Here is an 11,689-nt window from a genome sequence, read left to right on the forward strand (position 1 = left end):
GCGGCACCGGGCAGGACGAGCCACGGCCCTCTCGAAGGCAAAGGCGACGGCGACATGAAGACTCCGATGAAGATTCAGGATCCGACCGAGGCCGCCCTCTCGGCGATTCAGGAGGCGCTGACGCTGGAGCTGGACGGGGCGCAGGCCGCCGCGGCACAGAAGGAGGCGGCCGCCGAACGGCCGGCCGAGCCGCACCCGGAGCGCGGCGCGCTGGTGGAGCCGGCGGCGCTGCCCGATCATCCCATTCCTCCACCCGACCGGCCGCTGCCCAACGCCGGCACCCGCGCCATCGGCCGGCGCGCGCCGCGCACCGACGACCCCCGCCGCGAGGGTGCCGCCCGCCCCCGTCCCGAAACGCGCGAGCGCCGCGCCGCCAATGATGACCGGCAGACCGTCGGCCAGATGGTGACGCAGCTGCGCAGCCCGGCCACCACGGCACCCTACTGGTGGGCCGCCGGCGCTTCGGTGCTGTGGATCGTCATCGGCATCGCCCTGGCCTTCGCCTATCACCGCGGCCTGATGGCCAGTTCCGAGGGCATGCAGTCGCTGGCCAATTCGCCGGCCCTGCTCGGTGTGTTCGCCTCCATTCTGGTGCCGCCGGTGGCCTTCTTCGGCATGGCGGCGGTGATGCGCCGCTCGCAGGAGCTGCAGGGCATCGCCCGGTCCATGACCGAGGTGGCGCTACGCCTGGCGCAGCCGGAATCCATCGCCACCGAAAGCGTGGTGAGCGTCGGCCAGGCGGTACGCCGCGAGGTGGCGGCCATGGGCGACGGCGTCGACCGCGCCGTGGCGCGCGCCGGCGAGCTGGAAGCCATGGTACGCACCGAGGTGTCGCTGCTGGAGCGCGCCTATGAGGAAAACGAGATCCGCATCCGCAACCTGATCGACGAGCTGCAGGCGGAGCGCCACAACATCCAGCTGGAAACCGAGCGGCTGCGTGAAGGCATCGCCGGCGCCGAAACCGTGCTGTCCGAAGAGGTGAAGGACGTCTCCGGCCGCATCCATGAGACCATGCTGGAGGCCAGCGAGCGCGTCACCGAGATCCTGGGTCAGAAGGGCGAGCACATCACCTCCGCCCTTGCCCGGGTCGGTGATTCCATGATCGACAGCCTCACCGCCAAGGGTGCCGAGCTGATCGACCGGCTCCAGCTCACCGGCTCGGAGATCCGCCAGGACCTCTCCAATTCCGGCGACGTGCTGGTGCAGACCCTGAAGTCGCGCACCGACGACCTCGCCACCAACCTGCTGTCCACCACCTCCGACGTGGCGGTGCTGATCGATCGCTGGGGTGAAGACGTCAACGTCAACATCGAGCGGCTTAAGAAGAATATCGACGACACCCTGGCCGAGAACGGCGGCCGGCTCACCGACGAGATCGCCACCCGCATCGGCGAGGCCGGCGAGGCCTTCCGCTCGGCCACCGAATCCATCGTCGCCGATTTCGGTGCCCGTGGCGCCGAGATGGTGGAGCAGCTGGAAAAGAGCGGCGAGAGCATCAGCGCCACCCTCGCCACCCGCGGCGCCGAGCTGGCCGAGCGGATCGAGACCACCAGCGATCGCATCTATGACGCCGTCGCCGTGCGCGGCGAGACCCTACCCCAGCGCCTTGCTGAGACCGGAGAGCGCATCACCGGCTCGCTCGATCGTTCCGGCACGCAGATCACCTCGGCGCTGGTGGAGAAGGGCAACGAGATCGCCACGGCCCTCACCGCCGCCAGCTCCGACATGACCGAGCGCCTCTCGGTGGTGGGCACCGAGGTCACCAAGGCCATCGGCGCCCGCGGCAGCCGTGTCACCGACAGCTTCCGCGAGACCGCCGACACCCTGGCCGCCACCATCGGCACCAAGGGCGACGCCATCAAGGAGATGCTCAACACCCGCCTCAAGGCGATCGAGGAAACTATCACCGTGCAGGGCGCCGAGCTGGCCGAGCGCCTGCACCACGACGGCACCACCTTCGCCCGCACGGTGCAGGACGGGGTGAAGGCCTTCGACACCACCGTGAAGGTCCACGCCCCCGAGCTGATGGACCAGATCAACCACCGCGTGAACGCGGTGAACGAGAACCTGCGCGTCACCGTCGCCAGCCTCGATGAGCGCCTCGCCTCCACCACGTCCAACGTGGCGAGCACCATGGATCAGCGCATCGCCCGCATCGAGCAGACCCTCGACCAGCGCGCCCAGAGCCTGACCGAGACCCTCGCCAGCCGCACCGTGAACCTCGCCCGCACCCTGGCCGATGGCACCCGCGGCGCCACCGAGGCCCTCGACAAGTCGGTGGAGACCCTCGACGCGTTCTTCGCCAGCCGCAACAAGGTGCTGGGTGATGTGCTGCTGGAGCGGGCCGACGGCGTGCAGCGCACCCTCACCAGCCGCGCCCAGGAGATCGCCGGCGTGCTCGACGGCCGCGTCGCCCGCATCGAAGAGCTGGTGCTCGGCCGCCTCGATGGTGTCGCCACCGCCCTGGAGGCGCGCGGCAGCGCCATGGCTGACACCCTGGTCGGCCGCCTGGAGCAGGTCAACGGCGCCCTCAAGACCAGCGCCGCCGACGTGGAGCGCGCGCTGACCGACCTGTCCCTCAACGTGGGCCAGAACCTCACCAGCCACGCCGAGACGGTGGCCGACGCCCTCGGCAGCCGACTGAACGAGATCGCCCACCTCATCGACGACAAGAACGGCTCGTTCCTGCTGGCGCTGGAGCGCACCAGCCAGCGCGCCGTTTCGGAAATCACCGCCACCAACACTGCCCTCAAGGGCGATGTGCAGGCCATCATCGAGCGCCTGGGCGAGGCCAACTCCACCTTCCAGCACGCCATGAACAGCGCCGTGACCAATCTCGGCGACTTCTCCGGCACCTTCGCCCAGCAGGTGGACAGCTTCAGCGCCACCGTGGGCGGCATCGGCCAGACCGCCGAGAGCGCCGCCCAGCGGCTGGATGGCCAGATCCGCGCCCTGCGCGACCTGTCCGGCGGCGCCCTGTCGGAAATCACCACCCTCACCGAGCGCCTGGAGCAGCAGAGCCGCCTGCTGGCCGATGCCTCCCAGTCCCTCGGCGCCACCCACGAGCGGGTGGAAGCGACCCTGCAGGCGCGGCGCTCGGGCATGGAGGAGCTCACCAGCGCCCTCAACGCCCGCGTCGCCGACATGGATGGCCGCCTGCAGCACTTCCACGCCATGCTGGAAGACAGCTTCAAGACCGCCCAGGGCCGCGCCCGGCAGATCGCCGGCGTGGTGGCAGAGGCCACCTCCGGCTCGGCCAAGGTGCTGGAAAGCCAGTTCGAGGCCATGCGCAGTGCCGCCGACGCGGAGCGCGAGCGCACCGCCGCCGCCCTGCGCCAGACCTACGAGGCCGCGCTGGGCGACGTGCACCGCCTGTTCGGCGAGACCGGGGCCCAGTTCACCGAGGCCGCCCGCGAGCTCAAGCGCACCACCGAAGAGGTGCAGCGCGCCATCGAGCTGGCCCGTGCCGAGATGAAGCGCGGCATCCTCGAACTGCCGGCGGAGACCGAGGCCAGCGCCGCCACCATGCGCCGTGCGGTGGCCGAGCAGATCAAGGCCCTGGCCGAGCTCAACGAGATCGTGGCCCGCCAAGGTCAGGCGTTCGACGTGGTGGAGGCGGGCGCCCGCGCCACCGCGCAGGACCTCGGCCGCGCCTCCGTGGCCCGCGAACTGTCGGCCGTGCCCCCCCAGACCGGCAATCCCCAGCCGAGCCGCTCGGAGCGCCCCGCCCCGGTGGCCCGCCCCGTGGCACCCGCCAAGGCCGAGGTGAAGAGCGAAGCCCGCGGTGACGACAAAGGGGCGCTGCTGACCGAGCTGCTGGCTCGGGCCTCTGACGATCTGCAGCAGGAGCCGGTGGCCAAGACCCGCCAGGAGTCTCGTCACGAGCCGCGTCACGAGCCGCGTCCTGCCCCGCGCGCCCCGACCAAGGCCACCAGCCCGTCGCCCGTCGTCGCACAGGCGAAACCGGCGGATGCCAAGAGCGCCCCGAGCCGTGAGGTGGAGGGTCGCGGTGAAGGCAAAGCGGCGCCCGGGCCCGATTCCCTGGAGAGCCTGACCGCCGACATCGGCCGGCTGATGGATGGCCCGGCCACCGCCGAGTGCTGGAACCGCTACCTGAAGGGCGAGCGCGCCTCCTTCACCCGGCGCATCTACACCCTGCAGGGCCTCCAGACCTTCGAGAGCCTGCGCCGGCGCTATCGCAGCGACGCCACCTTCCGCACCACGGTGGACCGCTACCTTGGCGAGTTCGACCGGCTGCTGGAGCAGGTGGGCGCGGGCGAGCGCGGCGACGAGCTGACCCGCACCTATCTCGGGTCCGACACCGGCAAGGTCTACACCATGCTGGCCCATCTTGCGGGGCGCTTCGAGTAGGCCCGCACACCGACATCCTTCGCGCCCGGAGGGCCTCCCTCCGGGCGCGATGCCATCGTCATGTCATCAGGGTGCATCTTATTCCTATGACGGCCACGTCCTGTGAAAAGCACATGGCCCCGTCATCCGCATTCATCAGACCCAGTGGGGGAGCCTTCCGATCATGAAGACCTACATCTGCGCCGCTTATGCCGGCGGCCAGGGCAAGACCACGCTGGCCCAGATGGTGTTTTCGGCCCTGCGCAAGCGGGAACTCTCCTACCGGCTGGTGGCCGCGGACTTCACCGATGGCACCGGCCATTCCAAGATCGGCAAGTTCTTCCCCACCAAGGTTCTGGAACTGGGCATCGGCTCCACCCTCGCCTCGTCCAAGACCGAAAATGACGCCAACGCGCCGCTGCGCTACTGGGATCGCTTCGGCGGCCTGCTGCTCACCGGCGGCGCGGTGCTGGATCTCGGTGCCAACGTGGTGCCGCAGCTGGTGCAGTGGGCCCATCACCGGCGCGTCGCCCACATCATGCAGCAGCGCAATTCGCCGGAGATCGACCTGTTGGTGATCACCAAGCCGGAAACCCATTCCATCGACAATGTCTCGACCCTGATCGAGGACGTGGTGGTGGGCGGGGCCCTGCCGGTGAACAATATCGTCGTGGTGCAGAACGAGGTGGGCGGCACCTTCGAGGGTCAGGACCTTGCCCGCATCGAGAAGGCCGGGGCGGGCCGCCACCTCAGCTTCATCACCATCCCGCGCTGCACCTCGGAGCTCTGGCCTCACCTGGAGCGCACCTATACGCCGGTGGAAGAGGCCCTTTCCGCGACCGAGAACGATCTCTCGGAGAAGTTCGGGATCGAGATCTGGTCGGCCTATGCGGGCCTGATGGATCTGCGCACCTGGGCCGAGGGGGTCTATGCGGAGCTGAACAAAGTCGGCATCTGAGCCGGCCAGACCGCGCCAGTCGCACCCACAAGCCCAACCCCGTCCGCCCCGCGCGGGCGGGGTTTTTGTTGGCGGGGCAAAAGTGCCGAGATGCGAGTGCGGAGATGCGCGCGCATAGCGGATGCGGGCAAGCGGAAGGCCGGCTGTGGGCACCCACCCGGGCGGCCGGGCGCGGAAAGAGGCCGCACGGACAGCGCGGCGTCGTTCAAATCAGAACGTGTCAGATCAGAATTTGGCGGAAGCCCAGCGCACCAGGGCCGTCAGCACCTGGTTGGAGGCCTGATCCAGCGCCGCCGTGGCTGCCGCCCCGGAGGAGCCCGATGCCGGCGCCTGGCCGCGGAACACCTGGGCGGCGACGATACGCCCATCGGCATTGCCAATCACCTTGGCGGAAAGCTCCACCACCGCCACCGGCCCCTCGGGGGTCACCCTGAGGCCGAACATGCGAATGTCGGTGACGAGCTGATATTGCGCCACCACCCCGTCGCCGGGCCGCGCCACGCGCTTCAGCTTGCTGGCATTCTCGAAGGCCTGGATGATGCGGGCCTGCAACAGCGAGGGCAGGCTGTCGCCCCATTGGGCATCCCCCAGATACGCGAGCTGCCCCGGGGTCGGCTCCACGACGATCTTGTCGGTGTTGAGCACGGCCAGCGCGGTCGGCGTGGTCACCACCAGCTGGGCGCTGCCGCTGCCGCCTGCGGTGAAACCGCTCGGCGCGCTCAGGTCGAAGGTGGGCACCGGGGTCGAACACCCGGCCAGCAGCAGGCCGAACCCGAGAATGACGGCCCCCGCCAGGGCGCGCGAGGATCCAAGAGCGGCGCGGACCGCCCCTGCCCCGACGCTGCGACGCCCCCGGCCGGCTGGCCGCGCCACGCGGCCCGCATCAGCGAAGGGGGTACGGATGGGCTCCATCATGGGCATACTCATCGCCTATAGGTCGGCACGTTGGTGTTGCCGCCGAAGATGAATTGCTGCGGATTGCGCTCCAGGCTGCGCAGCACCCGCTCGATTTCGGAAAGGGTCCGCCGGCCATCCACCGCCAGCGCCTCGTATTGGCGCAGGCCGGGACCCGTGAAACGGCTGATCTCGGTGGTGAGCACGGCGGTGCGCTTGTCCAGATTGTCGGCGAGCTCGCGCACCGATGTGGCGGCCTGCGTCGCCTGGTTGAGCAGGCCGTCCTTGTCCTCGGCCGCCTTCTGCAGGCTGGCCACCACCGAATCCACCTTGCCGGCCACGGTATTGAGCTGGGTCACCAGCGCTTCCGACTGCTCGATCAGCGTTGCGACATCGCCGGAGCGGTCGGCGATGGCCTTGGAGAAGGTGTCCACGTTCTTGATAATGGAGGCGATCTCATCCGGATTGATGGCCTGCAGCACCACCTCGATCTTGCGCGCCACGCCCTGGGCCGAATTGACCAGGCCCGCCATGCCCATGCCGCCATCGGCCGGAATGCGCGGGTAGCCGTCGGGGCCGATGGGCAGTGGCGCGGCGCCGGGCTGGCCGCCGCGAATGCCCACGGCGACAATGCCGGTGATGCCCTGGGATTCCAGCCCGGCCCGCGCGTCGGACAGTACCGGGACGTTCTTGTCCACCCCCACCAGCACCTTCACCTGTCCGGGCTCGTTGGGCACCAGGTTGAGGCTCAGAACCTGGCCCACCGGGATGCCATTGAACAGCACCGAATTGCCCTGCCGCAGCCCCGAAACCGAGCCATCGAAGATGATCTCATAGGTTCTGCGGGCGCTGGAATCCTCGGGTCCGGCGAACCAGTAGACGAAGCCGAACACCGCCGCGATAACGGCGAGCGTGAATGCTCCGATCAAAGTGTAGTTGGCCCGTGTTTCCATGCCCTGCTCTCGGTTGCCCTGCCCGCTCCGCTCGCTCTGCCGCTCTCACCCGCGCCCGCGCTGCACCGCCCGTGCCCGCGCGCCATGGAAATAGGCGCGCAACCACGGATGCTGTGCCTGCATCATGGTTTCGATGGTGCCCTGCGCGATCACTTTCCCCTCTGCCAGGGCCGCGATGCGATCGCAGACCGTATGCAGGCTATCCAGATCGTGGGTTACCATGAAAACCGTGAGCCCCAAAGTCTGCTGCAGGGTGCGGATGAGCTCGTCGAATTCGCCCGCGCCGATGGGATCGAGGCCCGATGTGGGCTCGTCCAGAAACAGGATCTCCGGATCGAGGGCGAGGGAGCGCGCCAGCGCCGCGCGCTTCACCATGCCGCCGGAGAGCTCGGACGGCAGCTTCTCGGCCACGTCCGGCTTCAAGCCCACCATCTCGATCTTGGTGAAAGCGATGTCGTCCAGCAGCCGCTGCGACAGCTTCAGGTTCTCCCGCAGCGGGAACTGAATGTTCTGCTTCACCGTGAGCGAGGAAAACAGCGCCCCCTGCTGGAACAGCACGCCCCAGCGCCGTTCCAGCGCCGAACGCTCGCGCTCGCTGAGGTCGTCCAGATTCTCCCCGAACACCTCCACCAGCCCCTCGCGCTTGGGCACCAGGCCGAGGATGGTGCGGGTGAGCACCGATTTGCCGCCGCCGGAGGTGCCGACGAAACCGAGGATCTCGCCGCGATACACGTCGAGATCCAGATGGTTGAGAATGATCTTCTCGCCGAAGCCCACGACGATGTCGCGCACGCGGATGATGGCGTCCTTGCCATTGGCGGCGCCGGGCAGCGGGGTCTGGGATTGGGTCTCCATCTCCCCCGCCTCACATGTTGATGGCTGCGAAGAACATGGCGAACAGCCCGTCCATCACGATCACGAGGAAGATGGCCTTCACCACCGATGCGGTGGTGTGCTCACCCAGAGATTCCGCGCTGCCGCCCACCCGCATGCCTTCCAGGCAGGCCACCACGCCGATGGTCGCCGCCATGAACGGCGCCTTGATCATGCCCACGTTGAACTGGTCGAGATCGATGGCGCCCTTCAGCCGCTGCAGGAACACGTCCGGCGTGATGCCCCCATAGCCCCAGGAGACCAGCCCCGCCCCCAGCAGCGCCGACATGGAGCCGATGAAGGTCAGCATGGGCAGCGAGATGATGAGCGCCAGCACCCGCGGCACCACCAGCACCTCGATGGGATCGAAGCCCATCACCCGCAGGGCGTCCATTTCCTCGCGCATGCGCATGGAGCCCAGCTCGGCGGTGTAGGCGCTGCCCGAGCGGCCGGCGATCATGATGGAGACGATCAGCACCCCCAGCTCACGCAGCACCAGCACGCCGACCATGTCCACCACATAGATGTCGGCACCGAAGCGGCGGAAATTGAAGATGCCCTGCTGCGCCAGGATGCAGCCGATGAGGAAGGTGATGAGCACGATGATGGGCACCGCGCGAAAACCCACCCGGTCGATCTGGTTCACCATGGCGGTGAAGCGGAACTTGCGCGGCCGCAGCAGCACCCGCCACATGGCGGCGATGGTGGCGCCGATGAAGTTCAGGAGCGCCAGCGCGTCCTTCCCCGAATCCACCACCGAATGCCCGAAATGCTCAACGATGGCCTCGCGGCGCCGCGGCGGCGGCCGCTCGCCATGGTCGGCCCCAGCCAGTTCGTCGATCAGGATCTTGTAGCGCGGCGCCACCCCCTGCACCTGGGTCGCGACCCCCTGGTCGCTCCAGGACCGGCGCAGCCGGTCGAACAGCAGCGCGCCGAAGGTGTCCATACGCTCGACGCCGGCGAGGTCGAAATCCACCGCCGCGGGCTTGCCATAGGTGGCAACGGTCTCGTTGACCACCTGCTCGAGCTCGGCAGCGTGCTCGGAGGTCCACGCACCCCGCCCCGCCACCGTCAGGCGATCATCCTGGGTATGCACGGAGATCAACGAGGTATGCGGCAACGCGACGTCTCCCGGAACCCTGCCTGTGCGCCGATGCGCCGAGATCAGTGGCGGCCGCCCCGAACGCCGCAGCAGCCCGAGTGCCGCAGCACCTCAAATGTCGCATCAGTGAGACGTGCCCTGCGCCGCTCGCCCCCCGGCGGATCCGCGCCACGCCTCCCCTGAACAATGCCGAATCTGATAACGATTCGAGACCTGAAAGCCACTATCTCCGGCCTCCTTACCACATCACCGGCGCCCACCGCTGCGGGCACCGCCTGTTCAAGAGGCGATTTTCGGAGATGTCGGCATTTGAGGCACACTTTGAGGCCCATTTTGAGGCCCAACTGCAACCACAGGCCCATCCATGTCGCCCGCCGCCCACCCGGCCCTTTCGGTCGAGATCGCCCGTTTCCCCATCGCCGGCACGTTCACCATCGCCCGCGGCTCCAAGACCGAGGCGGTGGTGGTGGAAGCCCGCCTGTCTGCCGATGGCCTGACCGGGCGCGGCGAGTGCGTGCCCTATGCTCGCTACGGCGAGACGGTCGAGGGGGTGGCGGAAACCCTGCGTGCCCTCGCCCCGGAGATCGCCGCCGGGCTGGACCGGCGGGCCCTGCAGCAGCGCCTGCCCGCGGGCGCCGCCCGCAACGCCCTCGACTGCGCCTTCTGGGATCTGGAGGCCAAGCGGAGCGGGCTGCGCGCTGCCAGCGCCGCCGGCCTCCCGCCGCTGCGGCCGCTGACCACCGCCTTCACCCTGAGCCTCGACACGCCCGCCGCCATGGCGGCGGCCGCCGCCATGGCCAACCGGCCCCTGCTCAAGCTCAAGCTGGGCGCCCCGGGCGATCCGGAGCGGCTGGCGGCGGTGCGCGCCGCCGCCCCGCAGGCGCGGCTGATCGTCGATGCCAACGAGGGCTGGCGCGCCACCGACCTGCCCGCCCTCATGGCCGCCTGCGCGGCAGTCGGGGTGGAGCTGGTGGAGCAGCCCTTGCCGGCGGATGACGATGGCGCGTTGGCGCACATGCCCCATCAGGTTCCCATCTGCGCCGACGAGAGCGTGCACGATCGCCAGGGGCTCGCCGCGCTGCGTGATCGCTATGACGCCGTCAACATCAAGCTCGACAAAACCGGCGGCCTCACCGAGGCATTGGCACTGGCCGAGGCGGCGGAAGCCCTCGACTTCCAACTCATGGTGGGCTGCATGCTGGCAAGCTCCCTGGCCATGGCTCCGGCGCTGCTGGTGGCCCAGCGCGCCGCCGTGGTGGACCTGGACGGGCCGCTGCTGCTGGCGCGCGACCGCACGCCCCACCTCACCTATCTGGGCGCCGAGGTGTTTCCCCCCGCGCCGGACCTGTGGGGATAAGCCGCCGGCGCCCCGCCACCAAGCGCCAGAGCCAGCACCGCCCCGGCCACCCCAAGCCCCGCCGAGGCGACGAAGGCCGAGGCGCCCAGCGCCACCCACAGCGGCCCAGAAGCCATGCTGGCGGCGGACATGACGAGATTCACCGTCCACGCCGCCAGGGATTGCCCCGCCCCCGAACGCTGCTCGCTGACGCCACGGGCCACCAGTTCCACCATGCCGAGATAGGTGGCGCCAAAGGTGAGCCCATGCAGCAGTTGCAGCCCGAAGAGCAGCCACAGGGGCGGATCGAACGCCATGGCCCCGAAGCGCAGCAGCGCCGCCACGCCCCCCAGGGCGATCAGCCGATGCGGCCCCATGGCCCCCATGAGCCGGGTGCCGAAGCGAAAAACGCCGATCTCCGCCGCCACGCCGGTGGCCCACAACAGACCGATGGTGGTGAGCGACCAGCCCAGCGCGCGCCAATGCAGGGAGGCGAAGGCATAGAGCAGCGCGTGGCTCGCCTGCACCAGGGCCACGGCCAAAATCCCCGCCACGAGCCAGCGCGGCAGCCGCGCCGCGGGCCCCGCGCCGGCCGGGGCCGGCGTCGGCGCCGGCAGTTCCGGCAGCAGGAGGGTGACGAGGAAATAGCTCACCGCCCCGAGCACCATCCACACGACCACCGAGCCGGGGCCCGTCAGGGTGATCACCGCGCCGCCGGCCACATTGGCCGCCAGAAAGGCCGCCGAGCCCCACTGGCGCGCGCGCCCATAATCGGCCCGCCCAGCCAGCGCCTGGCGCGAGGCGTAGGAATCCAGCAGCGCGAAGCTCGGGTTCCAGCTCAGGGCGATCACCCCGCAAACCACGAAGATCAGCCACGGATCGACGCTGAAGGCCAGCAAGGTGAGGCTCACGCACGTCATGGCCGCGAGCGCGGTCAAGGTGGCGCGCGGCCGTCCCAGCCGGTCGGACAGCAGACCGAGCACGGGGGTGGCGAACAGGCGCGTCACCAAAGGCACGGCAATGGCGATGCCGATTTCCTGCGGCCCCAGGCCGCGATGCTGCAGCCACAGGGGCAGGTAGGGCACCTGGATGCCGAGCGGCAGATAGAAGGTGGCGAACGCCGCGCCCAGGGTGAGCTTCAACGCGCCGCCCGGCGGGGGATCCGCACAGCGTTGTCCCGCCGGAGCCTCAGACATGCATGCGCCCACCCGTCACCGCGCCCA

At 69.4% G+C, this 11,689-nt stretch carries 8 protein-coding genes; 3 read left to right on the top strand and 5 right to left on the bottom strand.

Features of this window, described 5'->3' with window-relative positions:
- Positions 1 to 66: 66 nt before the first annotated feature.
- The gene (locus ACU4E7_RS19200) at positions 67 to 4,371 is read left to right on the top strand and encodes an apolipoprotein A-IV repeat region-like domain-containing protein (protein WP_447019836.1); all 4,305 of its coding nucleotides are present in this window, start codon (positions 67 to 69) and stop codon (positions 4,369 to 4,371) included.
- A gap of 163 nt (positions 4,372 to 4,534) precedes the next feature.
- Positions 4,535 to 5,308: a hypothetical protein gene (locus tag ACU4E7_RS19205; protein WP_238122928.1), complete on the top strand. Its 774-nt coding sequence runs from the start codon at positions 4,535 to 4,537 to the stop codon at positions 5,306 to 5,308.
- 225 nt (positions 5,309 to 5,533) lie between these two features.
- On the opposite strand, the gene ACU4E7_RS19210 is transcribed toward ACU4E7_RS19205, so the two are convergent.
- Genes ACU4E7_RS19210 through ACU4E7_RS19225 form a run of 4 tightly spaced genes read right to left on the bottom strand, consistent with a single transcriptional unit; the run spans position 5,534 to position 9,148 of the window.
- Positions 5,534 to 6,223: an ABC-type transport auxiliary lipoprotein family protein gene (locus ACU4E7_RS19210; RefSeq protein ID WP_238122929.1), complete on the bottom strand. Its 690-nt coding sequence runs from the start codon at positions 6,221 to 6,223 to the stop codon at positions 5,534 to 5,536.
- An 8-nt stretch (positions 6,224 to 6,231) separates the two neighbouring features.
- Positions 6,232 to 7,155, bottom strand: coding sequence for an MlaD family protein (locus ACU4E7_RS19215; protein WP_238122930.1), 924 nt, complete (start codon positions 7,153 to 7,155; stop codon positions 6,232 to 6,234).
- A 45-nt stretch (positions 7,156 to 7,200) separates the two neighbouring features.
- Entirely contained in the window at positions 7,201 to 8,010 is an 810-nt protein-coding gene (locus ACU4E7_RS19220) for an ABC transporter ATP-binding protein (RefSeq protein ID WP_238122931.1), read from the bottom strand.
- Between the two features lie 10 nt (positions 8,011 to 8,020).
- A complete protein-coding gene (locus ACU4E7_RS19225) occupies positions 8,021 to 9,148 on the bottom strand; it encodes an ABC transporter permease (protein WP_238122932.1) in 1,128 nt (375 codons plus the stop codon).
- A 346-nt stretch (positions 9,149 to 9,494) separates the two neighbouring features.
- Between ACU4E7_RS19225 and dgcA the strand changes: the two genes are divergently transcribed.
- A complete protein-coding gene (gene dgcA, locus ACU4E7_RS19230) occupies positions 9,495 to 10,487 on the top strand; it encodes an N-acetyl-D-Glu racemase DgcA (RefSeq protein ID WP_447019837.1) in 993 nt (330 codons plus the stop codon).
- Here the strand turns inward: dgcA and ACU4E7_RS19235 are convergent.
- Positions 10,439 to 11,662 carry an MFS transporter gene (locus ACU4E7_RS19235; RefSeq protein WP_447019838.1) on the bottom strand — a complete coding sequence of 408 codons (1,224 nt, stop codon included), beginning with the start codon at positions 11,660 to 11,662 and terminating at the stop codon, positions 10,439 to 10,441. The genes dgcA and ACU4E7_RS19235 overlap by 49 nt on opposite strands.
- Between the last annotated feature and the right edge of the window lie 27 nt (positions 11,663 to 11,689).

It is taken from the genome of Xanthobacter sp. ZOL 2024, assembly GCF_052932325.1.